This is a genomic window from Streptomyces sennicomposti, assembly GCF_019890635.1.
GTDB lineage: Bacteria > Actinomycetota > Actinomycetes > Streptomycetales > Streptomycetaceae > Streptomyces > Streptomyces sennicomposti.
The window spans coordinates 47,139-70,313 of the sequence record NZ_JAIOAB010000032.1 but is presented as its reverse complement, the minus strand read 5'-3'; the positions used below and the strand labels follow the sequence as shown (position 1 = coordinate 70,313).

Sequence of the window (23,175 nt, the reverse complement as noted above, 5' to 3'; positions counted from 1 at the left end):
GCACCCGCGAAAAGCCTGCGGCGCATGGCCGTGGCGGGCCCCGGGCCGAGGGCCGGGGGAGCCCAGGCGAAAGGCCGAGGCAAACCCCCGGCCGCCGGCCCAGGAATCCCACCACCCGAAGGCCCAGGCGAACCCCCGGCCACCGGTCAGGGACCCCACCGGCCGAAGGCCGAGGCGAACCCCGGCCGTCGGCCGGGGGCTATGGCTGGAGGTCAGGCAAGTCCCGTGGTCGGCGGTCGGGGGGACCCGCGGCTGGCGGCCGGGGCGAACCCCTGGCTGCCGGTCAGGGGTCTCACTGGCCGAAGGCCGAGGCGAATCCCGGCCGTCGGCCGGGGGTCATGGCTGGAGGTCAGGCAAGTCCCGTGGTCGGCGGTCGGGGGGACCCGCGGCTGGCGGCCGGGGCGGATCCCTGGCCGCCGGTCAGGGGTCCCACTGGCCGCAGGTCGAGGCGAATCTCGGCTGGCGGCCGGGGGCCGTGGCCCGAGGTCAGGCAAGTCCCGTGGTCGGCGGTCAGGGATCCCACCGGTCGAAGGCCGAAGCGAACCCCGGCCGACGGCCGAGGACCCGTGTCCGGAGGCCAGGGAGACTGCGGCCGACGGCCGGGCGAACCCGCGGCCGATCAGGCCGCGGTGGGCCTGCGGTGAAGGCCGGAGAGATCCACGGCCGGGAGCCGAGGAGGCCCGACCGACCGAAGGCCGGGGAGACCCACGGCCGGTGGCCGGGAAGTCCTCTCGGCCGAAGGTCGGGGAGATCCACCGGCCGGCGGCCGGGAAGCTCTCCCGACCGAAGGCCGGGGAGCTCCACGGCCGGCGGCCGGGAAGCCCTCTCGGCCGAAGGTTGGGGAGGTCCACCGGCCGGCGGCTGGGAAGTCCTCCCGACCGAAGGCCGGGGAGACCCACGGCCGGTGGTCGGGAAGTCCTCCCGGCCGAAGACCGCTGGAGGACCCCGGGCCGAGGCCGCCGAAAGCACCTGGCCGCAGGCCGGACGTCCCCCGGCCGTAGGCCGACGAGGTCCCGGCCCGAGGCCGAGGGGCCTCGGCGGACCGACGGCCGCCGTACCACCGCATTCCGCACGCGCCCCTTCCGCACCCGTTCAAAGGACGACAAGGAATGGCAGAAGCAGAAGCACCGCCCTATCCGCAGCCGCGCACCTGCCCCTACCAGCCGCCCGCCGGATACCGCGAGATAGCCGAGTCCGGACCCGTCCTCAAGGTGACCCTTTTCGACGGCCGGGAGTCCTGGATGATCACCGGCTACAAGGAATCCCGCGAAATCCTCACCCACCCCAATCTGTCCTCCCTGCGCACCCACCCGAATTTCCCCATCGTCGCCCCCCGGTTCCGTTCCCAGATCGCCCGCAGCCTCGCGCTGATCGCGATGGACCCGCCCGTGCACGACACCTACCGGCGCTATCTCAACCCGCACTTCAGCCTCAAGCAGGTGCGCCGGATGCGACCGGAGATAGAGAAGATCGTCTCCGGCTTCGTGGACCGGATCATCGCCCAGGGCCCGCCCGCCGACCTGGTCCCGCTGCTCGCCGTACCGCTGCCGTCCCTCATCATCTGCCGCCACCTCGGCGTGCCCTACGAGGACCACGAGTTCTTCCAGGACGCCAGCGGCAAGGTGATGCTCGGCACCGAGGAGGAGTCGGCGACCGCCGCACAGAACCTCGTCGACTACATCGACGCCCTGGTCACCGAACAGATCAAGTCCCCCACGGACGGCCTGCTCGGCCGGCTCGTCACCGAACGGGTCCTCACCGGCGACATCGGGCACGAGGAACTCGTCTCCATCGCCCTCGTCCTGCTCATCGCCGCCCACGAGACGACCTCGTCCTCCCTCGCGCTCGGCGTCATCACCCTGCTCGAACACCCCGACCAGCTCGCCAAGCTGCTGGAGGACCGCGGCCGGCTGCCCGGCGCCGTGGAGGAGCTGCTCCGCTTCATCGCCACCACCGACCTCGTCGCCACCCGCGTCGCCAAGGGCGACATCGAGATCGCCGGCCATCTCATCCGCGAGGGCGAGGCCGTCCTCGTCTCCGGCACGCTCGCCAACCGCGACGCGAAGTTCCACGAGCGGCCCGACGAATTCGACGTGCTGCGCTCCGACACCCACCACGTCACCTTCGGCTTCGGCATCCACCAGTGCCTCGGCCAGAACCTCGCCCGCCTCGAACTCGAGATCGCCTTCCGCGAGTTGTTCACCCGCCTCCCCGGGCTCCGGCTCGCCACGGACGTGGCCGACCTGCCGATCCTCGGCGCGGGCACCGTGCAGCGCGTGCTGTCGCTTCCCGTCGAGTGGTGAGCGCGATGCGGCTGCACGCCGACCGGGAGTCCTGCATCAGCGGCGGCCGCTGCATGGCCACGCTCCCCGAGGTGTTCGACCAGGACGACGAAGGGATCGTCGTCCTGCTCACCCCCACCCCCGCCCCGGAACACCAGGCCAAGGCCCGCAAGGCCGCCTATCTGTGCCCGGCCCGGGCCATCGACATCACCGAGAGCCCGACCCCGGACTGACGGGGAGGACGTACCCGAGGAGACGAGACACATGCCGTCCCAGCCCGTGGAGTCCTCCAGACTCCCGTCCCTCACCGGAATGCGCTTCGCCGCGGCCTTCCTGGTCTTCCTGTGCCACTCCTTCGTCCTGGGCTACTTCCACCAGGGCGCCGAGGCGGCGCTGCGGCCCTACGCCTTCGCGATCGGCTGGCTCGGGGTGGAGTTCTTCTTCGTCCTCAGCGGCTTCGTCCTCACCTGGTCGGTGCGCGAGGGGCAGCCTGTCCGCCGGTTCTGGCGCCGCCGGCTGGCGAAGGTCTACCCGAACCACGTGGTGACCTGGGTCGCGGCCCTCGGTCTCGCCCTGTGGGCCGGCCAGCCGGTCGACTTCCTCAAGCTGCTGCCGAGCCTGTTCCTGGTGCACACCTGGCTGCCGCGCCTCGACGTCATCCTGTCGATCAACGTGGTCACCTGGTCGCTCGCCTGCGACCTGCTGTTCTACCTCGCCTTCCCGGTGCTGTACGCCCTCGTCCGGCGCATCCCGGCGCACCGCCTGTGGTGGGCGGCCGGCGCGCTGGTCGCGGTCGTCATGCTGCTGCCCGCGCTCGCGCAGGTGTGGCTGCCGGGCGCCCCGAAGCTGCCGGGCCAGGACATGTCCGCCACCCAGAACTGGTTCCTGGTGTCCTTCCCGCCCGTCCGGGCCCTGGACTTCACCCTCGGCATCGTCATGGCCCGTATCGTGCGCACCGGCAACTGGGTCCGGCTCACCCCGGCGCCCGCGCTGGCGCTGCTCGCCCTCGGCTTCGCGATCCAGGTGTCGCGGTTCCCCGGCGTCTACAGCCTGACGGCGCCCATCGTCGCGCCGCTGGCGCTGCTCATCCCCGCGGTGGCCACCGCCGATCTGCGCGGCGGCTTCTCCCCGTTCCGCGGCCGGGCGCTCCAATGGCTGGGCACGGTCTCGTACGCCTCCTACCTCGTCCACTTCCTGGTCCTGTCGTACGTGCACGTCGCCCTCGGCGCCGGGCGCAGCTGGGGTGTGGCGACGGCGACGGGCCTGCTGGCGGCGCTGTTCGCCGTCACGACGCTGCTGGCGTGGGCGCTGCACCGCTTCGTGGAGGAGCCCGGGATGCGCCGGTGGGGCCGTCCGAAGGCCCTCCCGCGGCCGGGCCGCGCCCCGCTGCCGGCCACCGCGCCCGAGCCCCCGAAGGTCCTCGACTGACCGCCCCGCCACCCCTACGACACACCGGCCATCACGCGACGACGGAAGGAACACGTATCCCGTGCTCTCCTACCCGCAGGACAGGACCTGTCCCTACCAACCGTCCCCCGGATACCGGGAGCTAGGCCGCAGCGGGCCCCTGCACAAGGTGCGGCTGTGGGACGGCTCGACCATCTGGATGGTCACCGGGCACGCCGCCGGAAGGCGGCTCCTGGCCGATCCCCGGCTCTCGGCGGACCGGTCCCGCCCCGACTTCCCGGTGGTGCTGCCCCGGTTCGAGGCGCCCATCTTCAAACCCATCGCCATCATCGGCTTCGACCCGCCGGTGCACGACGTCCACCGCCGGATGCTCGCACCCGACTTCAGCCTCAAGCATGTGCGCGAGATGCGCGACGAGGTGGTGGAGCTGACCGGGAGACTGGTGGACGACATGCTCCGCAAGGGGCCGCCGGCCGAGCTGGTCGAGGACTTCGCGCTGCCCATCCCGTCCATGGTGATCTCCCAGCTGCTGGGTGTGCCCTACGAGGACCACGTGTTCTTCGAGGAGAAGACGGTGGGTCTCCTCCAGGCGAAGGACGCCGCCGGCGCGGAGGCGGCCGGCCAGGCGCTGTGGGACTACCTGGACGAGCTGATCAGCGCCAAGGAACGGACGCCGGGCGGCGGCGAGGGGGTGCTCGGGCGGTTGGCCGGGCGGATCGACGACCGGGACCTCACCCGGGAGGACCTGCTGCGGATCGCGCTCGCCCTGCTGATCGGCGGCCACGACACCACCTCGCAGATGATCGCGCTGGGCGTGGTCACCCTGCTCGAACACCCCGACCAGCTGGCGGCGTGGCGGGCCGCGCCGCCCGAGGCGCTGCCCGCGGCCGTGGACGAGCTGCTGCGGATGGTCTCCGTCACGGACGTCTCGGGGGTCCGGGTCGCGACCGAGGACATCGAGATCGACGGCGAGGTGGTCCGGGCGGGGGAGGGGGTGCTGGTCTCCTCGTCCATGACCAACCGGGACCCGGAGGTCTACGAGGACCCGTACACCTTCGACATCCACCGCGCCGCGGGGCGGGGCGGCGCGGCCTCGGGCCGGCAGCACCTCACGTTCGGTTTCGGCATCCACCAGTGCCTCGGGCAGAACCTCGCCCGGATGGAGCTGGAGGTGGCGTTCTCGACGCTCTTCGACCGGATCCCGGGCCTGCGCCTGGCGACGCCGGCCGGCGAACTGCCGGCGCGCAGCGGCGGGACCATGCAGGGCGTGCACCGGCTGCCGGTCGAGTGGTGAGGGAGGAGACGACGATGCGGGTGCACGCCGACCGGAGCCGCTGTATGGCGGCGGGCCACTGCGCGGTCACCGTCCCCGGGGTCTTCGACCACGGCGAGGACGGCCTGGTGGTGGTGACCGACGAGAAGCCGGGCGAGGACTATCTGGAGGAGATCGAACTGGCGGTGGACCTCTGCCCGTCCAGAGCCCTGTCCGTCACCCGGGACCAGCACGACAGCTCCGCACCGCCGAAGTGACGGAACCCGAGAGCGGGGCGGTCTCCTCCGGGAGACCGCCCCGCTCTTCGGCGTGCCGCGCAGCCCGCCGCCTCACTCCTCGATGTACGCCAGGCTCTGCTCGTTCCACCGCGTTCCGTGAACCTCGCCCGCCGGGAGGGCCGCCTCGATCGCGGCGAGGTCGGCCGGCCCGAGGGCAAGGGCGGTGGCCGAGGCGTTCTCGGCCAGGTGGGCCGGGCTGCCCGTGCCGGGGATCGGGATCACGTCGGGGCCCCGGTGGTGGAGCCAGGCCAGCGCCAACTGGGCAACCGTCACACCGCGTTCGGCGGCCAGTGCGGTCAGCCGGTCGGCCAGCGGCAGGTTCGCCGCCAGGTTGTCCGGGGTGAAGCGGGGCAGCCCGAACCGCCGGAAGTCGCCCTCGCCGAGCCGGTCGGCCGAGCGGACCGCGCCGGCCAGGAAGCCCCGGCCGAGCGGCGCGTACGGGACGACGGCGACGCCGAGCCGCCGGGCCGTGTGCAGCGTCTCCCGCTCGATGCCGCGCGACCACAGCGACCACTCGGTCTGGAGCGCGGCCACCGGTGCGACCGCGTGCGCGCGCTCCAGCGTCTTCGCGCCCACCTCGCTCAGCCCGAACTCCCGTATCTTCCCTGCCTTCCGCAGCTCGGCCAGCGCCCCGACCGTCTCCTCCACCGGGACCGTCCGGTCGAGCCGGGTGAGGGTGAACAGGTCGATGCGGTCGGTCCCGAGCCGCCGGAGCGAGGCCTCGCAGCTCTCCCGGACGTGGGCGGCGTCCCCGCGGATGCCCGTGCCGACGCCCGGACCGGGCCGTACGACACCGAACTTGGTGGAGATCACCGCCTCGTCCCGGCGGCCGGCGACCGCCCTGCCGATCAACTCCTCGTTGGCGCCGTGTCCGTAGACGTCGGCGGTGTCGAGCAGGGTGACGCCGAGGTCGAGCGCGCGCCGGACGACGGTGACCGCCGTGTCCGGGTCCACGGGGCCGTAGAACTCGGACAGGCCGAGGCACCCGAGTCCCTGCGCGCCCACGGTGAGCGATCCGATACGGCGCCCGGGCAGCCGCACCGGCGTCGACTCGCCCGACTTCACTGGCTGGTTCACAGGCGGCATCGCGGCCGTCACCTCCGGTAGACGACGATCGAGGACTCGTACGTCGTGTGCGACTCCTTGACCAGCGGCCGGAACTGGCGGAAGCCGATCGCGCCGCGCAGCGGCCCGCTGACCACCACCGCGGGGAACGTGGCGTGTTCGCCCGCCGTCAGCCGGGCGTCGTCCACGAGCCCGCCCGCGCGGATGACGTTGCCGTCGTTGAGCGTGATCTCCTCGCCGAAGTAGGCGATGAAGTGCTCGTCCTTGTCCTGCCGGTACAGCATCCGCCCGGCGCCCTCGGTGGTCCCGATCTGCGTCCCGTCGGGGCCGAAGATCTCCAGCCGGACCGTGGCGAAGTCGTTCTCGGTGGGGGTGGTGCCGGTGGGGTCGGGGTTGTTCGACTCGTAGGCGACCACCTTCTCCCTCAGGTCGCGCAGGATGAGCGACCTGCCCGTGTCCTTGAGGGCGCCGACCTCCGGCGAGACGGTCTTCGGGGGCGTCGCGACCAGCGGCGTGAGCCAGTCGGACAGGACCTGCAACACCACGATGAGCCCTCCTGATACGGGATGCGCCGAGCACGGGAAGCACCGAGCACGGGAAGCGCCGATTCCCGCCGACGCTAGGAGGACCCGCTCAAGCGGGTCTAAAGAACACCCGCCCGAGGCGCCACGGTGTCGCCCGACCCGAGCCCCCGACGCGAGTCCCTGTCCCCGCCCTCGTCCCCGCCCCCGGACTACTCGTGCGCGACGATCCCCTCCAGCACCAGCTGGAGAAACCGCTCGCTGCGGTCCCGCCCGCCGGGCAGCGCGTTCTCCCGCACCCAGGCGGCCCCGCTGAGCAGGTCGAACAGCTCGTCCGGCGTGATGTCGGCGCGCACCCGCCCCGCGTCCTGCGCGGCGCGCAGCAGCCTCGCCCCGCTGTCGTGCATCGCGGCGCAGGCGGCGTGCGAGGGCGTGCCCTCGTCGTACATGCTCTGGGTGAGGATGCCGACCAGGCCGCGGAAGGTGCTGAAGTGCCGTACGGCCCGGCTCATCCACGCGGCCAGCGCCTCCAGCGGATCGTCGTCGCCGGCCACGCTCTCGGCGCGGGCGACGAGGTCGGCGAGGCCGTCGCGGGTGGCCGCCTCGACCAGGACGGCACGGGTGGGGAAGTGCCGGTAGAGGGTGCCGATGGCGACGCCGGCCCGGGCCGCGATGTCCTCCAGGGAGGCGTCGGAGCCCTCCGCCTCGAAGGCCTTGCGGGCCGCGGCCAGGATCGCGTCGTAGTTGCGGGCGCCGTCGGCCCGCTTGGGGCGCTGCGCGATATAGGGCGGGTTGTCTGCCACGGAGCCTCCACTTGACTACCTGAGGTCGCCTCAGGTTAACTGCGGCCACCTAACCTGAGGCTGTCTCACCATAGTAGCCCGTGCCGGCCCGGCCCCGCCGTGCGGCGCTCCCGTACCGCTGATCCGTACCGCCGATCCATTACCGCCGATCCCGCGCCCCCGGACCGCGCGCCGATCGTTCCCCAGCTCCTTGCCGACCGTGGAGGACCCATGACCGCTCAGACCGTTCCCGGCGACATCCCCTCGGACGCCGCACCACCGCGCACCCCCTGGGCCCTGGCCCTGACCGCGATCGTCGGCGCCGAGTTCATGCTCCAGCTCGACGGCACCATCGTGAACGTCGCCCTGCCCACCCTCCAGAAGGACCTCGACGTCACCGTCACCTCCGCGTCCTGGGTGCCCAACGCCTTCCTCCTCGCCTTCGGCGGCCTGCTGCTCCTCGCCGGCCGGCTCGGCGACGTCCTCGGCCACCGCAAGGTCTTCTTCGGCGGCATCTCCCTCGTCGTCGCCGCCTCTCTGCTCGCCGGGCTCGCACCCAACCTGGAGGTGCTGCTCGTCGGCCGCGTCCTGCAGGGCGCCGGCGCCGCCATCGCCGGACCCACCGGCCTCGCCCTGCTCGCCGTCGTCTTCGAGGGCGAACGCCAGCAGCGCGCCTTCGGCCTCTACTCCACCGTCACCGGCCTCGGCGCCTCCGCCGGCATGGTCCTCGGCGGCGTGCTCACCTGGATCGGCGACTGGCGCTGGAGCCTCCTCGTCAACGTCCCCGTCGGCCTCGCCATCCTCCTCGTCGCCGTCAAGGCGCTCGGCCTCAAGGACGGCCCGGCCAACCCGCGCTCCCTCGGCCTGCCCAGCGCCGTCCTCGTCGGCGCGGCCGTCACCGCGCTCGTATACGGGTTCGTGCGCGCCGCCGAGAAGGGCTGGGGCCACACCGGGACCATCGTCCCGCTCGCCGTCTCGGCCGCCCTGTGGATCGCCCTGCTCGCCGTGGACGCGCGCAGCGCCGAACCGCTGCTGCCCGCCCGGATCTTCGCCGACCGGGTGCGCGCCGGCTCCTTCCTCAACCTGCTGCTGCTCGCCGCCGTCCTGACCAGCTACCTCATCTACCTGGTCCAGTACCTCCAGAACGTCCTCGACCTCAACGCCCTGCAGAGCGGCCTCGCCATCCTGCCCTTCGGCGTCGCCCTGCTGCTCACCACCCAGGTCCTCACCAAGCACCTCGCCCGGTTCGACCTCAAGCTGCGCGCCGTCGGCGGCCTGGTCGTCGTCCTGGCCGGCGTCGCCTGGCTGAGCCTGCTGGACGGCGACAGCACCTACGTCACCGGGGTCCTGCCGCAGATCGTGCTCATCGGCATCGGGGTCGGCGTCGCCATCATCCCGTTCAACATGATCATCCTGACCACGGCCCCGCCCGAGTACGCCGGCGTGACCGCCGGCGTCCTGCAGACCGCGCTGACCATCGGCGGCTCCGTCGGCCTCGCCGTGCTGCTCATCCCCTTCACCTCCGGCAGCGGCGACACCGCCGACACCATCTCCTCCGTCTTCCTGTGGGCCTCCGCGCTCACCGTCCTCGCCCTCCTGGTCGCCGTCCTGTTCTGGTACGGCCCGGGCGCCCGCAAGCAGACGGCGGCGCCCCAGGACTGAGCGCCCGTCACACCCGACCCGGGGGCCCGGCACCCGTCACATGGCTCTCACGGCGCAGGACTGCCCCCCCCGTCACACCCGCCCCGGGGGGCCGGGCACCCCCGTCCCGGCCCCCCGGAGCGCCCCCGCTCCGCCCCCGTGGGCAGTTCCATGAAGGTTGTGTTGCGGGACAAACCTTCCCCTCGGCGGCCTCCTATGCTGGGGGACGCTCAGCGTTCCCAGGGACGCCGGGTGTCCGGACCGCAGTGGCAGACCGCGGAAGGAGACCGGCCGGCATGGTCACCGCCCTCGCACCGAGGTACGCCCGCACCACCGTCCGCCGCAGCGAACTGCGGACCCTCACCGAACTCGTCGGGCTGGCCGCCGCCGGCCGCGCCGCCACCGTCGAACTCACCGGAGACCCCGGCTCCGGCAAGACCGCGCTGCTCGCCGCCCTCGCCGCCGAGGCCCGGCGCGCAGGCCGCGTCGTCCTGCGCGGACTGGGCGGCGGCACGGCCGGGCAACAGGCGCCGTTCTGGCCCTTCGTGGAAGCCCTCGGCACCCTCGACGGCCTCGGCCCCGCACAGCGCGACACACCCGCCGACGGCGCCGGTACGGCGCTGCCCCCGGCCGCCGGACTGCTGCGCCGCCTCGCACAGCCCCCCGAGGACCCCGACACCCTCGCCGAATCCGGCGGCGGACTCACCCGCGGCTGCCAGTACTTCGCCGAACTGCGCCGCCTGCTCGCCGACTGCGCGGCCGCCGCGCCCCGCGGCCTCCTCCTCGTCCTCGACGACTTCCACTGGGCCGACCCCTGCTCCGTACGGCTCCTGGAGACCCTCATCCGCCGGCCCGTCGGCACCGGCCTCGTCACCGTCGTCGCCCACCGGCCCCGCCAGGCCCCCGTCGGCCTGCGCCTCGCCGTCCGGCACGGCGTCGAACTCGGCACCGTGGACGAGATCGGCCTCGCCCCCCTCACCCTCGACCAGAGCGCCGAACTCCTCGGCGCCGCCCCCGACACGCCCACGCTGCGCCGCCTGCACACCCGCAGCGGCGGCAACCCCCTCTACCTCACCGCCCTCGCCGCCGCCGACGGCGACCCCGACGACCTCGCCCACCTCGACGCCCGCCGCGACCTGGAGACCCGGCTGCTCGCAGAGTGCGCGCCGCTCACCGACGACGAACGCCTCGCCGCGCAGGCCGCCGCCGTCCTCGGCGACACCTTCGACGTCGAGGCCGTCGCCGCCGTCGCCCCGCTCCGCCACGGCGTCGCCTGCCGCACCCTCGGCGCCCTGCGCCACCGCGACCTGATCCGCAGCGCGCCCGGCCACGGCGCCCTCACCTTCCGGCACGCCCTGCTGCGCGACTTCCTGTACGCCGAGACCGACGCCTGCTGGCGCGCCGCCGCCCACCGCCGCGCCCTGGACCACCTCGCCGAACGCGGCGCACCGCCGCTCGACCTCGCCCCGCACGTCGTACGCTCCGGCACCCTCGCCACCCCCGAGGACCGCGCCGTGCTCACCGCCGCCGTCAAGGAGGCGCTGCCCGCGGGCCGCACCGCACCCGCCGCCCAGTGGACCGCCTCCGCGCTCCGCCTCCAGCGCGCCGCCCTCGAACAGAGCGGCCGGCGGGCGACGGCGCCCGGCCCCGCCGCCACCGCGGACACCGGACCGCTCGGCCGTGAGCTGTGGCTCCCCGTCGTCCGCGCCCTGGCCGCCGAGGGCGACCTGACCCGGCTGCGGGCCCTGGTCCGCGAGATCCTCGCCGCGCACACCCGGCTGCCCGCCGCCGAACGCGCCGCCGTCGTCGCCCCGCTGGCCCTGATCCTGGCCGCCTGCGGGCTGGCCGAGGAGGCGCAGGCGCTGTTCACGCCGCTGCTCGCCGCGCTGCGCGGCACCGGGCCCCAGGAGGCCGCGCTGCACGTCCAGTCCCAGCTGGCGTGGGTGCTCGCCGGGCAGCTCCCGCCCCGCGCCGAGGTCGAGGTGCTGGCCCGGCACACCGCCGACGCCGGACCGCTCACCGCCGGCGGCGCCCTCGCCCTGCGCGGCTTGAGCTCCGTGTTCACCGGCGACCTGTGCGCCGCCGAGGGCAACCTGGACGCGAGCGCCCACATCCTCGACGGCCTGGACCCCGAACCGCCCGGCGGCGCGGGCGCCGAGGGCCCCGACGCCTTCGCCGGCTACCTGCTGGTGCTGGCCTGCGCCGAGTCCGCGATGGGCTGGTACGGCCCCGCGCAGGCCCACGTCGAACGCGCCCTCGCCGAGGCCCGGCTGCGCGGCGACGCCCAACTGCTGCCCACCCTGCTGAACGTCCTCGCCTACGTCGAGTACCAGGCCGGGCGGATGTCCGACGCCCTGGAGACCGCGCGGGAGGCCCGCGCCACCGCCCTCGCCGCCGGCCGCGACCACCTCGTCACCCTGGTCGACGCCATCACCGCCGCCGCCTGGGCCTGGCTCGGCGACACCGCGCCGCGCCGGGCGCCCGGCCGGCCGGAGTGGACGGCCGCCGGAGTCGTGCCCCGCGCCTCCGTCATCGCCCTGCTGCACGCCGAGGCCGCGCTCGCGGCGGGCGACGGCGCCCGGGCGCTCGCCCTGCTGATGCCCGCCCGCGACGCCCGCCGCGTTCCCGAACCCACCCCGATCCTCGCGGCCCGCGTCTACGAACTCCTCGCCGCCGCCTGCGCGGCCACCGGCGCGGACGCCGACGAATGGGCCGAGCGGGCCGCCGCCGTCGCGGCCACCGTCAACGTCGCCGAGCAGCGCGGCCACGCCCTGCTGGCCCGCGGCCACGCCCTGCTCGCCCGCTCGCTGCCCGACCAGGCCGCCCGCTGCTACGACGAGGCGTACGGGCTGCTCGGCGAGACCGCGGCCGGCATGCGGGCCCGCGACCTCGCCCACACCGCCCTGCTGGCCGCCTGCGCCGCCGCACCGTCCGACGCGGACGCCCTCGCCGGACTCACCCTGAGGGAACGGGAGGTGGCGGAACTGGCGGGCCAGGGCCTGAAGACCCGCGACATCGCCGAACGCCTCGTGGTCAGCCCCCGCACGGTCGACGTCCACCTCACCCGCATCTACAGCAAACTCGGCGTCAACACACGCGCGGCCCTGGCCCGCTTGATGGCCCGCGCGGCCTGAACGCGCGGGGGGCGGCGCGTTGCGGGGCGATGCCTCGCGGGGGCGGTGCGGGGCGGGGGCGGTGCTGGGCGATGCGGGGGCGGGGGAGGGGCGCGTAGGGGAGGAGTGCGTCAGGGGGGGTACGCGCCCCGGCGCGCCCGCCCACGCCCGGCGCGCTCCGGAGACCCTCCGCGCCCGGCCGTCCGGGCCCGGCGCCGGCCCCGGCTGTGCGGGCGGCGCGTCGGTTCCTGGTACCCGCCCTGGCTGCGAAGGCGACGCGCCCTTGCCCGGTCCGCGCCCGGCCCGCGTCCGGGCTGCGCCGGCGGCGGGTCCGCGCCCCGCGACGGCCCGGCACCGCAGCCGTCCGGCCGCCGAGACGCCGAGATGCCGTCCCGTGGCCGAGACGCCGTCCCGTGGCTGAGACGCAGCCGTCGGATGGCCGACGAGCGACGGGCGGCACGCGCCGTCGTCCGGAGAAGCCGGTGCACGGGACCCGTACGAGCCGGTGCACGGGACCCGTACGCGGCCCCGTGCACCGGCGGCCTCCGGCCCGGGGGCCGGTTCAGCTCGCCGCGGGCAGGTCCAGCACCCGGTCGGAGGCCAGGATGGCCTGGTGCAGCCTGCGCAGCGAGCGGTGCGGCTCCAGGCCCAGTTCGGCGCGGAGCACCCGCTGCGCCGAGCGGTACACCTGCAACGCCTCCGCCTGCCGCTCCGAGCGGTACAGCACCAGCATCAGCTGCCGGTAGAACGACTCGCGCAGCGGATACTGCGCGGTGAGCGTGCTCAGCAGCCCGATCACCTCACGGTGCCGCCCGAGCGCCGTACGCGCCTCCACCGACAGCTCCAGGCACTGCAACCGCTCCTCCTCCGCCCAGGTGGCGAACGAAGTGAGCGCCGGCCCCTCCGCGATCCCCTCCAGCACCGGCCCCCGCATCAGCGACAACGCCCGCTCGAAGCTCTCCAGCGCCCCCTCGTGCCGCCCGGCGGCCCGCAGATCGCGGCCCCGCCGCATCGCCTCCTTGAAATCGTCCACGTCCCAGCCGGCGCCCTCCAGCCGCAGCTCGTAGCCGAGCGGCCGGGTGACGATCGCCCGGCCCCCGGTGTCGCCCGCGCCCACCAGGAACTTGCGCAACTGCGAGATGTACACGTGCACCGCGGCCGAAGCCCGTCTGGGCGGCCGGTCCCCCCACAGCTCCGTGACGAGCTGCTCCTTGGTGATGACCCGGCCGCTGCCGATCAGCAGGGTGGCCAGCGTCGTCTCCACCTTCGGGGCGGACAGCGAATGGCTCTGCTCCGCGTGACGGACGCGGAGGGGCCCAAGGAGTTCGTAGCGCATCGATTCCTCGTCCAGTAGGGGAACACGCGTTTGGTCGGTGGCGTGGTGATTCACTGTCATCTCCACGCCGCCGTCCGCGCATCGGGGAAAGTGCGTACGTACCGCGTATTGGCCGAAAACCTGCGCTCGCCGACCGGGGACGTCGAGGCCGGGACGGGCCCCGCCTTTGGCCGCGCTTTGGCGCGCGCCCCCACAGTGGCGGGATGTCACTGTTCGTTCTGCGCTTCCTGATGGCCGTGGGGGAGGCGCTCACGATCTTCGGCGCCCCCTGGGTCCCTCTGCTCGCGGACCCGCCCGCCGAACCGGCCCTGCCCGGCCCCGGCCACCCCGAACGACTGTGCCCCTGGGTCCCGCCGACAGAGCAGGAACGCGCCATCTGGGACGACGTCCGAGGGTGAGACCGGATGAGACCGGATGAGACCGGGACCGGACGGCCCCGGAAGCGCGCTGTGGAGCGACCCACCGGGGCCGCTCCACAGGACGTGATGCCGAGGAAGGACGAGAGACGTGCCGGGCGGCCGCCGGATCAGCGGCCGTCGCCGAGCGCGGCGACGCCGGCCCGCGCGAACGTCTCGTCCAGGTCGCCCGAGGGCGCGCCCGCCACGCCGATGCCCGCGATCGGCGCGCCGCCGTGGGCGACCGGCGCGCCGCCCGCCAGGAACAGCGTGCCCGGGATGTCCTTGAGGGTGGGCGCCGACGCCAGGCGCTGGACCAGCTGCGAGGTGGGCGCGTTCCAGGACACGGCGGTGTACGCCTTCTTGATCGCGGACTCGTACGACTGCGGCCCGGCGCCGTCGCCGCGCAGGGTGACGATCGTGTTGCCGTTGCGGTCCACCACCGCGACGGTCACCCGCTGCCCCTCCTTCCGCGCGGCCTTCAGCGCCGCCTCGGCGGCGTCGGTGGCGGCGTCCACCGTCAGATGGGTGCTGGTGGTCGTGGCCTTCGCCTTCACCGAGGTCGCCGCGGCGACCGGCGCGGCGGCCGGGGTGCCGGCGGAGGCGGACACCGCGCCGGCCACACCGGCGCCGACCGCCGCGAGCGCCGCCGCCGTGGCGACGACCTTGGCGCGGGCGGAGAACTTCCTGGCCTTGTGCTGCATTACGGGCAACTCCCCAGTCGGGTCGCGTCCCCGCGCCCGCGGCCGGCCGACGCGATCGGCGGCGGCCCCGGTACGCGGGGCGGCGGAGACGCAGCGCTTCCTGCGCTGTGCCTCCAGCCTCGGCCCGTAAGCGGCGCGCACCCGTCGGCGTACCGGCTGGTCCCGGCGACCGGGACGGACGACGGCGGGGTCATCCGAACGGTTGACCCCCCGGCCCGGCGCCCGGGCGACAATGGCAGGGCACGCCCGGCCCACCCGGCTCGTACGGCACACCAGGCGCCCACGGCGCCGGCCGGGGGCCGCCGCCGGGCGGCAGCCATGACCGTACGCACGTCCCGGCCGGGGAGGAGCACCCATGCCGTCCACGAGCCGCCCCTCCCCGGGCGTCCCGCACACCGCCGCCGAGGAAGCGCCCGGGCCACCGGCCCGCGGCGCAACACCCCAGTCGTCGGCAGGCGGCCAGACGCCCCAGTCGCCGGCCGGCGGCCAAACACCCCAGTCGTCGGCAGGCGGCCAGACGCCCCGGTCACCGGCAGGCGCCGAGGCCCACCGCCTCGCCTTCGTCGTCCACCTCGCCTTCTTCCTGCTGCTCGGCTCCGCCCTGGCCCGCTACGTCCAGCGGCACGGCGACCAGCCGCAGGAGCCCGCCGTCCTGGCCCTGGCCGGGGCGCTCGCCGCGCTGTACGTCATCGGCCGACGCACGGCGGCTGGCGCACCCCTGCCGCCGACGCACCCTGCGGATACCCGCACCCCGGCACCCCAAGGGCTCCCGCCCCTCCCCGTCCTGCTCCGGCTCGGCGCGCTCGTCGCCGTATGGGCCGTGCTCGTCGCCCTCGCCCCCAGCTTCGCCTGGTGCGCCGTACCGCTCTTCTACACCGCGCTGCGCACCCTGCCGACCCGCGCCGCCTACACCCTGGTCGCGCTGTTCACCGTCTTCGTGGTCGTCGCGCAACTGCGGCTGGCCGACCGGCTCGACGTGGACCTGGTGGTCGGTCCGCCGGCCGTCGCCGTCCTCGCGACCGCGGTCTTCACCCACATGGACCGGCAGGCGGCACGCCAGGCCGCCCTCATCCGCGACCTGGTGCGCACCCGCCGCGAACTGGCCGCCACCGAACGCCGCGAGGGCACCCTCGCCGAACGGCAGCGGCTGGCCATGGAGATCCACGACACCCTCGCCCAGAGCCTGTCCAGCCAGCGGATGCTCCTCCAGGCCGCCGAGCGCGTGTGGGAGACCGACCCCGAACGCGCGCGGGCCCACGTCGGCACCGCCGCCGGCATCGCCGAGAGCAGCCTCGCCGAGGCCCGCCGCTTCGTGCACGACCTGGCGCCCGCCGACCTCGCCGGAGGCGGCGGCCTGGACGCGGCGCTGCGCGGCCTGGCCGCCCGGGAGAGCACGGCCGAACGCACCGTGACCTGCCTGATCGACGGCGCCCCGGGGACGCCCGGCCTGCCCGACCGGGTCCAGTCGGCGCTGCTGCGCATCGCGCAGGGCGCCCTCGCCAACGTCCGCGAGCACTCCGGCGCCACCCGGGCCGCCCTCACCCTCACCTACCTGGAGGACGAGGTACGGCTGGACATCGCCGACGACGGGCGGGGCCTTGACCCGGCCGCCCTGCCGGAGCGCGCCGCCGGGGTCCGCGGACACGGCCTGCCCGCGATCCGGGCCCGGGTGCGCCGGCTCGGCGGCACCCTCACCGTCGAGTCCGCGCCCGGCGACGGCACCGTCGTCTCGGCCGCCGTCCCGCTCCGCCCCGCCGCCCCCAGCACCCCGGAGTCCACCGCCCCATGACCCCCACCACCGGACCCACCGACCCCACCGACCCCACAGGCCCCGGCGAACCCGCCGTACCCGCCGAGACCACCCCGCCGGTACGGGTGGTGCTGTGCGACGACCACGCCGTGGTCCGCGCCGGACTGCGCGCCCTGCTCGGCAGCGATCCGGGCGTGGCGGTGGTGGGGGAGGCGGACAGCGGGGCGGAGGCCGTCGCGCTCGCCGCGAAGCTCGCCCCGGACGTGGTGCTGATGGACCTGCAACTGGGCCCCGGCATGGACGGCGTCGAGGCCACCCGCCGGATCACCGCGGCCTCCGGCGGCTCGGTCCACGTACTGGTCCTCACCACGTACGACACCGACGCCGACATCACCCGCGCGATCGAGGCGGGCGCCACCGGCTATCTGCTCAAGGCCGAGCGCCCCGACGAGCTGTTCACGGCGATCCACAGCGCCGCCGCCGGCCGCACCGCCCTGTCCGCGCCCGTCGCCCACCGGGTCATGGCCCGGATGCGCAGCCCGCGCCCCACGCTCACCGACCGCGAGCGCGACATCCTCGGCCAGCTCTCCCGCGGCCTGACCAACCGGGACATCGCCAAGGCCCTCTTCCTGAGCGAGGCGACGGTCAAGACCCATCTGGGGCGCATCTACGACAAGCTCGGCGTCGACACCCGCGCGGGCGCCGTGGCCGTCGCCAAGGAGCAGCGCCTGCTGCCGTGAGCGGGGGAGGCGCGCGCGGGGGCTACCGGAGCCGCGGCGAGGTCTCGGCGAACGGCCGTCAGCCGCTCGCCGACAGCCGTCAGCCGCTCGCCGACAGCCGTCAGCCGCTCGCCGTCAGCCGTTCCCCGACAGCACAGCCGCTCGCCGACAGCCGTCAGCCGTTCCCCGACAGCCCAGCCGTTCGCCGACAGCCGTCAGCCCACGCACCCCACATGCGCCAGCGCCTGCTTCAGCAGCACCCCGTGCCCGCCGGGCATCTCGCTCTGCACCGCCTCCGAGACGGCCTCCTGCGGACTGAACCACACGAGGTCCAGCGCGTCCTGCCGGGGCCGGCAGTCGCCGGTGACCGGCACGATGTAGGCGAGCGACACCGCGTGCTGGCGCGGGTCGTGGTACGGCGTGACGCCGAGCGTCGGGAAGTACTCGGCCACGGTGAACGGCTGCAGCGAGGCGGGCACGCGGGGCAGCGCCACCGGACCGAGGTCCTTCTCCAGATGGCGCAGCAGCGCGTCCCGCACCCGCTCGTGGTGCAGCACCCGGCCGGAGACCAGGGTCCGGCTGACCGTTCCGTCCGGGCCGATGCGCAGCAGGAGGCCGATGCTGGTCACTTCGCCGCTGTCGTCGACGCGCACGGGAACCGCCTCGACGTACAGGATCGGCATCCGGGCGCGGGCCGACTCCAGCTCGTCCGTGCTCAGCCAACCGGGCGTGGTCTCGGTCATGTCAGACATTGCTTGATCATACTTTCAGTCGTTCTCCATGGGCGGAACCGGTGCGGCGGGTGCGGCGGTGGCCGCAGGGCCCCCGGAGTCCGTCAGGCCCCCGGAGCCCCGGGAGTCCGCGGGGTCCGTGAGGCCGTATACCCGCAGCGCGTTGTCCCGCCCCGTCCACCGCGCGATCCGTTCCGCGTCGGCCCGGCTCAGCTCGTCGGCGGCCACCCGGTCCGCCAGCAGCTCCGCGAGGCCCCGCCGGAAGGCCACCGCGCCGAGGTGGTGGAACTCGGCCAGGCCGTACGCGTCGGAGCTGTACAGCAGCTTGCGGAACGGGGTGATCTCCAGGGCCTCCGCCAGCACGGCGCCGGACCGGGCGGGACCGACGTGGTGCAGGGCGAGGCCGACGTCGAGGTACACCTGCTCGAAGACGGCGGCGAGATAGGCGGCCTGCCGCTGGTAGGGCCAGCAGTGCAGCAGCATCACCGGGACCGTGCCCGCCGTCAGGCGCAGCCAGTCGGTCAGCAGCAGCGGATCGGCGTGGTGCAGCCGCAGGTCGGCGTCCCCGAACCCGGTGTGCAGTTGCAGCGGCAGGCCCAGCTCGACGGCGGTCCACAGCAGGTGCCGTACCAGGACCGGGTCGGCCAGGCGGGCGCCGGGGCGGGCGAGCCAGCCGGCCGCCGCCCGCGCGACCTCGGCGGCCGAGGGGCGGGCCGGGTCCAGGGCGAAGCCGGTGCGGTAGGCGGCCACCGACTTCACCGCCACGACGCCCGGCCGCCGTACGGCGTCCTCGGCGGCGGCGCGCACGGCCGCCCCGTACTCCCCGGCCGTCACCCCGCCCGCCGCGACCGCCTCGGCGACGCTCTCCAGCCGTACGACCTCGTACGCCGCCGCCCCGGCCGGTTCCGCCAGCTCGGCGGGGCTGGTCAGGCGGCCGGAGTCGAAGCCGGTGTCGACGCAGAGGACGGCGGCGCCCGCGGCGGCGAGGAACCGCCGGTTCACCTCGCGCGCCCCCAGCTCCGCCCGCCGGGCGAGATAGTCGCCGGCCGGGGCGTGCCGGGGCAGGCCGAGCACCGGGGCGCAGTGCCGGCGCACGGCCGCTCCGACCGGCGTGTCGAACAGCGAGATCCCGCTGTCCGGCCACGCCTCGCCCTCGGTGAGCAGTGACTCGAAGCCCGTGCGGTCGAGGTCGGCGGTGACCACCCCGTGGCAGTGGTGGTCCACCAGCGGCAGCCCGGCGAGCAGCTCGTCCACCGGATCGGCCATCAGTACTTCCAGCGGTAGGCCGCCGCGATCTGCTCGTCGTCCAGCCCGGCCACGGCCGCGCTCTCGCCCTCCCGCACGGCGGTCACCGCGTCGGCCAGCACCGGCCCGAGCGCGTCCCGCAGCAGCGCGTCCTCGCGGAACGCGGCCACGGCCTCCGGCAGCCCAACCGGCAGCCGCCGTACGCCCCGCTTCGCGGCCTCCGCCGCGTCGAACCGCGCCGGGTCGCCGGTGATCTCCTCGGGCAGCGGCGTCGACGACGCCATGCCGTCCAGTCCGGCCGCGATCAGACAGCCGAGCGTCAGGTACGGGTTGGCGGCGAGGTCGACCGGCTTGATCTCCAGGTTGGCGGCCTGGTCGCGCAGTCCGCGGGTGCCGGTGACGACGCGCAGCGCCGCCTCGCGGGTCTCCAGGCCCCACGCGGTGAACACGCCCGCCCACTGGGACGGCCTGAGCCGGAGATAGCTGGCCGGGCTCGGCGCGGTCACGGCGGTGAGCGCGGGCAGCCGGGCCAGCACCCCGGCGGTGAACGCCTCCGCGTCGGCCGTCATCCCGTGCCGTCCCGCGCCCCCGGAGTACAGGTTCGCGCCGTCGCGCCAGGCGGACAGGTGGACATGGCCGCCGTTGCCGACGCCCTCGCCGCGCACCGCCGGCGCGAACGAGACCCGCAGCGCGTGCCGCCGGGCCACGGCCCGGACGGTCTGGCGCACCAGCACGCTGCGGTCGGCCGCCGCCACCGGGTCCAGCGCACCGACCGAGATCTCGAACTGCCCCGCCGCGTACTCGGGATGGACCTGGTCGACGTCCACGCCCTGCGCCGCGCAGGCCGCGAGGAGTTCGGCGAGGAAGTCGCTCAGCTCCACCTGGCGCGCCGCCCCGTACGCCGGTCCCGTCGCCACGGGCTCGAAACGGTCCGTCGGCGTCGTGTCCGCGCCGACGGACCACTCGATCTCGACGGCCGCCTTGAAGGCGACGCCGTGGCGCTCCTCGGCGGCGGCGGTGATCCGGCGCAGGAAGGTGCGGGAGCAGCCGGGGTGCCGCTCGCCGTCCTGGGTGATCCGGTCCACCGGCGCCCACGCCCAGCCGGGCTGCGCGGCCAGGGCGACCAGCTGGTCCAGGTCCGGGTAGAGGCGCAGATCGCCGTCGGGGGAGCCGAGGACGTCGGTGGCGACGATCGCGTCGTTCGCCAGGAAGGTGTCGAACACCGGCGACATGCCCACGCCCCAGGCCGCCGCCGCGGGGAGCTTCGCCACCGGGATCGTCTTGATCCGGGTGATGCCGGCGGTGTCGACGTAGGACAGGACGACGCCGTGCACCCCCCGTCCGGCCAGTTCGCCGCCGAGCGCGGTGGCCCGCTCGACATCGCCGGGACGGCCGCCGGGTACGGGATCGGCGAGGGTGGTCATACGTCCTCCCCGCCCGGCAGGGGGTGGCTCTCGGTCACGTCCGCGCTCCAGGTGCTCTCGGGTCCGTCGTTGCTCGCGTGCGTCGCTCGCGTGGCTGTCGTCGCTCTCGGGTCCGTCGTGCCGACGCCGCCCATTGTGCCGCCCGATGATCAGCGTGTCCCGGGAATCGGCGGACTCGACCCCGCCGGGCCTGTGCCTTTCCGGCGGGCGCGTTCGCCCCGGGGCGGTGACGGTTCCGACCCGGCGCGACCGGACGCGTTCGCCCCGGGGCGATGACGGTTCCGACCCGGCGCGACCGGACGCGTTCGCCCCCGGGACGGTGACGGCTCCGGCCCGGGGCGGCCCGACGCGTTTGCCCCCGGGCGGTCCGACGTGTTTGCCTCGAAGGTCGGCGAGGACCGTGCCACGGCACCGGGACCCGCCCCGCCCGCCCCCGGCGCGCCGCCGCGCCCCGCACAGAGACCAGGACATGCCCAGCACCCCACCGCCCCTGCTGACCGGCCCCGCCTCCACCACCGTCCCGGGCCCGCAGCCCGCCGACTCCCCGGTTCCCGACGGTCCCGCCGACATCCGGCTGATCGTCACCGACATGGACGGCACCCTCCTCGACGACGCCAAGCGGATTCCCGAGGGCCTGTGGTCCACGCTGGCCGAGCTGCGCCGCCGCGGGGTGCTGTTCAGCCCCGCCAGCGGACGCCAGTACGCGACGCTCGCCAAGGAGTTCGCGGGCGCGGACGAGGGCATGGTGTTCATCGCGGAGAACGGCGCCTACGTCGTCCGGGACGGGGAGGAACTCAGCTCGGACCCCATGGACCCGGCCGTCGCGCGGCGCCTGGTGCGGGCGGCGCGGGATCTGGTGGCGGACGGCACGGACGCGGGCGCCGTGGTCTGCGGCAAGCGGTCCGCCTACGTCGAACGCGGCGACGAGGCCTTCCTCGCGGAGGTCCGCAAGTACTACGTGGAGCACCGGGTGGTGGCCGACGCGACCCAGATCGACGACGACGTCGTCAAGGTCGCCCTCTTCGACTTCGGGCCGGCCGAGCGGAGCACGGCGCCCGCCCTGGAGCCGTTCGCCGCCACCCACAAGGTCGTCGTCTCCGGCGAGCACTGGGTGGACGTCATGAACCGCACCGCCGACAAGGGCGCCGCCCTGCGCCGGCTCCAGCGGGCCACGGGCATCACGCCCGCGCAGACCCTGGTGTTCGGCGACTACCTCAACGACCTGGAGATGCTGGACGCCGCCGAGTGGTCGTTCGCCATGGCCAACGCCCACCCGGAGGTCGTCCGCCGTGCCCGCCACCTGGCCCCGTCCAACAACGACGACGGCGTCCTGCGCACGATCGCCCGCCTGCTGGACCTGCCGCGCTGAGCGCAGCACCGCCTCCGGGGTGAGCGGTCACCCGGAGGCGGTCTCAGGAGGGACGGTCACCCGGAGGCGGGCGAGGGGGAACGGTCACCCGGAGGCGACCGAGTCGGCGATCTTCTTGTCCAGGGCCGCGCGCACCAGCGCCGCCGCGAGATGGGCGGGCGGGGTGTCGCCGGCCAGGTCGACGAGCCGGCCGGGGTCCTTGGGCAGTCCCAGCCGCTCGGCGCCGGACAGGGCCTTCGCGTCCAGATAGGGGGCGGGCTCGGGCCACACGTCCTGGACCTCGCGCAGGAAGATGTCCGCGCCGGCCGGTCCCAGGCCGGGCACCTCCTGGAGCAGATCGCGCAGCGTGCCCACGTCGCCGTCCGCCTCCCGGTGCAGCCGGCGCAGATCGCCGCCCCAGCGGTCCAGGACCAGCTCGGCGCCCTCGCCGAGCTGGGTGGCGGTGCGCTCGTCGTAGCGCCGGTAGCCGCCGCGGCCGAGCGCGTCCACGCGCTCCTGCCAGTCGGCGTCGGCCATGCGGCGCGGATCGCGCAGCCCGGCCTCGGCCAGCTCGCGGGCGGCGGCCACGGCGACCGAGCCGCGGATGCGGGCGCTGAGCAGGACGGCGAGGACCAGCAGCCGGTACAGCGGCTGCGGGGTGTCCTTCAGCGTGATGCCGGCCTCCTCGGCGAACGTCTCGCCGTGCGCCTCGACCAGCTCGTGCAGCACCCGGCCGCCGTTCCGGTCCCCGCGGCCGCCGTCGCTGCCCTCGGTCACCGGCTCGCCTTGAGCGGGTCGTGGCCGATGGTCATCAGCCGGTGCCGGCGGCCGGTGTCCCCGGCGTCCTCGGGCTCGGGCTCGTTCTCCAGGTCCACCTGGGAGGTGACCGTGTCGACGACCTTCCGCATCACCCGGAGGTCGTCGTCGGTCAGGTCGGTGCGCCGCTTCTGGAGAATGGCGAGCACATGCTGCCCGGTGGGACTGCCCGCGTCGTCGGGCAGCGGCTCGGTGTCCTCGTCGGCGTCCCGGACCCTGAGCCAGGCGGCCAGTTCCTGCGAGGTCATGTTCACCACGCGGTGGAAGTCCTCCCACAGCGCGTCGAGTTCGAGGGCGTCGGTCATCTCTGCCCCTTTCGTTCGTGGTGCGGTGCGACGGGCCGTG

At 74.9% G+C, this 23,175-nt stretch carries 21 protein-coding genes; 11 read left to right on the top strand and 10 right to left on the bottom strand.

What is annotated here, in order from left to right; all coding sequences use genetic code 11:
* Positions 1 to 1,109: 1,109 nt before the first annotated feature.
* The 5 genes from K7787_RS19030 to K7787_RS19010 all read left to right on the top strand — a co-directional run bounded on the left by K7787_RS19030 (position 1,110) and on the right by K7787_RS19010 (position 5,219).
* Positions 1,110 to 2,303, top strand: a complete 1,194-nt coding sequence (locus K7787_RS19030) for a cytochrome P450 (protein WP_223002292.1) — start codon at positions 1,110 to 1,112, stop codon at positions 2,301 to 2,303.
* 5 nt (positions 2,304 to 2,308) lie between these two features.
* Complete coding sequence (locus K7787_RS19025; protein WP_019985554.1) at positions 2,309 to 2,515, top strand: ferredoxin; 207 nt, start codon at positions 2,309 to 2,311, stop codon at positions 2,513 to 2,515.
* A 31-nt stretch (positions 2,516 to 2,546) separates the two neighbouring features.
* A complete protein-coding gene (locus tag K7787_RS19020) occupies positions 2,547 to 3,710 on the top strand; it encodes an acyltransferase family protein (RefSeq protein WP_223002291.1) in 1,164 nt (387 codons plus the stop codon).
* A gap of 61 nt (positions 3,711 to 3,771) precedes the next feature.
* Positions 3,772 to 4,983 (top strand): cytochrome P450, encoded by a 1,212-nt coding sequence (locus K7787_RS19015; RefSeq protein WP_009191676.1) that lies wholly within the window; start codon positions 3,772 to 3,774, stop codon positions 4,981 to 4,983.
* Positions 4,984 to 4,997: 14 nt separating this feature from the next.
* Entirely contained in the window at positions 4,998 to 5,219 is a 222-nt protein-coding gene (locus K7787_RS19010) for a ferredoxin (protein WP_223002290.1), read from the top strand.
* 72 nt (positions 5,220 to 5,291) lie between these two features.
* Here the strand turns inward: K7787_RS19010 and K7787_RS19005 are convergent, their stop codons facing one another.
* From K7787_RS19005 to K7787_RS18995, 3 genes are all read right to left on the bottom strand, one after another.
* Positions 5,292 to 6,326, bottom strand: coding sequence for an aldo/keto reductase (locus K7787_RS19005; protein WP_223002289.1), 1,035 nt, complete (start codon positions 6,324 to 6,326; stop codon positions 5,292 to 5,294).
* Positions 6,327 to 6,334: 8 nt separating this feature from the next.
* Positions 6,335 to 6,850 (bottom strand): allene oxide cyclase barrel-like domain-containing protein, encoded by a 516-nt coding sequence (locus tag K7787_RS19000; protein WP_308036388.1) that lies wholly within the window; start codon positions 6,848 to 6,850, stop codon positions 6,335 to 6,337.
* A 188-nt stretch (positions 6,851 to 7,038) separates the two neighbouring features.
* Positions 7,039 to 7,629, bottom strand: a complete 591-nt coding sequence (locus K7787_RS18995; RefSeq protein ID WP_169436341.1) for a TetR/AcrR family transcriptional regulator — start codon at positions 7,627 to 7,629, stop codon at positions 7,039 to 7,041.
* A gap of 210 nt (positions 7,630 to 7,839) precedes the next feature.
* Here K7787_RS18995 and K7787_RS18990 point away from each other — a divergent pair, with 210 nt between their 5' ends.
* Together K7787_RS18990 and K7787_RS18985 are read left to right on the top strand one after the other, a co-directional pair.
* A complete protein-coding gene (locus K7787_RS18990) occupies positions 7,840 to 9,270 on the top strand; it encodes an MFS transporter (RefSeq protein WP_223002288.1) in 1,431 nt (476 codons plus the stop codon).
* Positions 9,271 to 9,545: 275 nt separating this feature from the next.
* Entirely contained in the window at positions 9,546 to 12,383 is a 2,838-nt protein-coding gene (locus K7787_RS18985; protein WP_223002287.1) for an AAA family ATPase, read from the top strand.
* Positions 12,384 to 12,924: 541 nt separating this feature from the next.
* On the opposite strand, the gene K7787_RS18980 is transcribed toward K7787_RS18985, so the two are convergent.
* Positions 12,925 to 13,698 carry an AfsR/SARP family transcriptional regulator gene (locus tag K7787_RS18980; protein WP_009191683.1) on the bottom strand — a complete coding sequence of 258 codons (774 nt, stop codon included), beginning with the start codon at positions 13,696 to 13,698 and terminating at the stop codon, positions 12,925 to 12,927.
* Between the two features lie 203 nt (positions 13,699 to 13,901).
* Between K7787_RS18980 and K7787_RS18975 the strand changes: the two genes are divergently transcribed.
* Positions 13,902 to 14,096: a DUF6059 family protein gene (locus tag K7787_RS18975; protein ID WP_223002286.1), complete on the top strand. Its 195-nt coding sequence runs from the start codon at positions 13,902 to 13,904 to the stop codon at positions 14,094 to 14,096.
* A 128-nt stretch (positions 14,097 to 14,224) separates the two neighbouring features.
* Here the strand turns inward: K7787_RS18975 and K7787_RS18970 are convergent, their stop codons facing one another.
* Positions 14,225 to 14,797: a GlcG/HbpS family heme-binding protein gene (locus tag K7787_RS18970; RefSeq protein ID WP_169436338.1), complete on the bottom strand. Its 573-nt coding sequence runs from the start codon at positions 14,795 to 14,797 to the stop codon at positions 14,225 to 14,227.
* A 355-nt stretch (positions 14,798 to 15,152) separates the two neighbouring features.
* Between K7787_RS18970 and K7787_RS18965 the strand changes: the two genes are divergently transcribed.
* Together K7787_RS18965 and K7787_RS18960 are read left to right on the top strand one after the other, a co-directional pair.
* Entirely contained in the window at positions 15,153 to 16,586 is a 1,434-nt protein-coding gene (locus tag K7787_RS18965) for a sensor histidine kinase (protein WP_223002285.1), read from the top strand.
* Complete coding sequence (locus tag K7787_RS18960; RefSeq protein ID WP_247721055.1) at positions 16,583 to 17,287, top strand: response regulator; 705 nt, start codon at positions 16,583 to 16,585, stop codon at positions 17,285 to 17,287. Before K7787_RS18965 ends, K7787_RS18960 begins: the two co-directional genes overlap by 4 nt.
* A gap of 194 nt (positions 17,288 to 17,481) precedes the next feature.
* Here K7787_RS18960 and K7787_RS18955 read toward each other — a convergent pair whose 3' ends face one another.
* The 3 genes from K7787_RS18955 to K7787_RS18945 are packed head-to-tail and all read right to left on the bottom strand — an operon-like array spanning position 17,482 to position 20,666.
* Positions 17,482 to 18,009 carry an NUDIX hydrolase family protein gene (locus tag K7787_RS18955; RefSeq protein WP_019985540.1) on the bottom strand — a complete coding sequence of 176 codons (528 nt, stop codon included), beginning with the start codon at positions 18,007 to 18,009 and terminating at the stop codon, positions 17,482 to 17,484.
* A 24-nt stretch (positions 18,010 to 18,033) separates the two neighbouring features.
* Positions 18,034 to 19,263 (bottom strand): amidohydrolase family protein, encoded by a 1,230-nt coding sequence (locus K7787_RS18950; protein ID WP_223002284.1) that lies wholly within the window; start codon positions 19,261 to 19,263, stop codon positions 18,034 to 18,036.
* On the bottom strand, positions 19,263 to 20,666 hold the full coding sequence (locus K7787_RS18945; protein WP_223002283.1) for a type I glutamate--ammonia ligase: 1,404 nt from the start codon (positions 20,664 to 20,666) through the stop codon (positions 19,263 to 19,265). Before K7787_RS18945 ends, K7787_RS18950 begins: the two co-directional genes overlap by 1 nt.
* Before the next feature lie 469 nt (positions 20,667 to 21,135).
* Between K7787_RS18945 and K7787_RS18940 the strand changes: the two genes are divergently transcribed.
* Entirely contained in the window at positions 21,136 to 22,035 is a 900-nt protein-coding gene (locus K7787_RS18940) for a Cof-type HAD-IIB family hydrolase (RefSeq protein WP_223002282.1), read from the top strand.
* Between the two features lie 84 nt (positions 22,036 to 22,119).
* Here K7787_RS18940 and K7787_RS18935 read toward each other — a convergent pair whose 3' ends face one another.
* Positions 22,120 to 22,791: an HhH-GDP family DNA glycosylase gene (locus K7787_RS18935; protein ID WP_009191692.1), complete on the bottom strand. Its 672-nt coding sequence runs from the start codon at positions 22,789 to 22,791 to the stop codon at positions 22,120 to 22,122.
* The gene (locus K7787_RS18930; RefSeq protein WP_009191693.1) at positions 22,788 to 23,135 is read right to left on the bottom strand and encodes a DUF3140 domain-containing protein; all 348 of its coding nucleotides are present in this window, start codon (positions 23,133 to 23,135) and stop codon (positions 22,788 to 22,790) included. Before K7787_RS18930 ends, K7787_RS18935 begins: the two co-directional genes overlap by 4 nt.
* Positions 23,136 to 23,175 lie beyond the last annotated feature (40 nt).

Bases quoted from the DNA above. Each gene is read 5' to 3' on its own strand.
- K7787_RS18955 (WP_019985540.1), bottom strand. From the start codon at position 18,009: ATGACCGAGACCACGCCCGGTTGGCTGAGCACGGACGAGCTGGAGTCG.
- K7787_RS19030 (WP_223002292.1), top strand. From the start codon at position 1,110: ATGGCAGAAGCAGAAGCACCGCCCTATCCGCAGCCGCGCACCTGCCCC.
- K7787_RS18990 (WP_223002288.1), top strand. From the start codon at position 7,840: ATGACCGCTCAGACCGTTCCCGGCGACATCCCCTCGGACGCCGCACCA.
- K7787_RS18985 (WP_223002287.1), top strand. From the start codon at position 9,546: ATGGTCACCGCCCTCGCACCGAGGTACGCCCGCACCACCGTCCGCCGC.
- K7787_RS18975 (WP_223002286.1), top strand. From the start codon at position 13,902: ATGTCACTGTTCGTTCTGCGCTTCCTGATGGCCGTGGGGGAGGCGCTC.
- K7787_RS18930 (WP_009191693.1), bottom strand. From the start codon at position 23,135: ATGACCGACGCCCTCGAACTCGACGCGCTGTGGGAGGACTTCCACCGC.
- K7787_RS18945 (WP_223002283.1), bottom strand. From the start codon at position 20,666: ATGACCACCCTCGCCGATCCCGTACCCGGCGGCCGTCCCGGCGATGTC.
- K7787_RS19020 (WP_223002291.1), top strand. From the start codon at position 2,547: ATGCCGTCCCAGCCCGTGGAGTCCTCCAGACTCCCGTCCCTCACCGGA.
- K7787_RS18940 (WP_223002282.1), top strand. From the start codon at position 21,136: ATGCCCAGCACCCCACCGCCCCTGCTGACCGGCCCCGCCTCCACCACC.
- K7787_RS19025 (WP_019985554.1), top strand. From the start codon at position 2,309: ATGCGGCTGCACGCCGACCGGGAGTCCTGCATCAGCGGCGGCCGCTGC.
- K7787_RS18965 (WP_223002285.1), top strand. From the start codon at position 15,153: ATGCCGTCCACGAGCCGCCCCTCCCCGGGCGTCCCGCACACCGCCGCC.
- K7787_RS18950 (WP_223002284.1), bottom strand. From the start codon at position 19,263: ATGGCCGATCCGGTGGACGAGCTGCTCGCCGGGCTGCCGCTGGTGGAC.
- K7787_RS18960 (WP_247721055.1), top strand. From the start codon at position 16,583: ATGACCCCCACCACCGGACCCACCGACCCCACCGACCCCACAGGCCCC.
- K7787_RS19010 (WP_223002290.1), top strand. From the start codon at position 4,998: ATGCGGGTGCACGCCGACCGGAGCCGCTGTATGGCGGCGGGCCACTGC.
- K7787_RS19005 (WP_223002289.1), bottom strand. From the start codon at position 6,326: ATGCCGCCTGTGAACCAGCCAGTGAAGTCGGGCGAGTCGACGCCGGTG.
- K7787_RS18970 (WP_169436338.1), bottom strand. From the start codon at position 14,797: ATGCAGCACAAGGCCAGGAAGTTCTCCGCCCGCGCCAAGGTCGTCGCC.
- K7787_RS18980 (WP_009191683.1), bottom strand. From the start codon at position 13,698: ATGCGCTACGAACTCCTTGGGCCCCTCCGCGTCCGTCACGCGGAGCAG.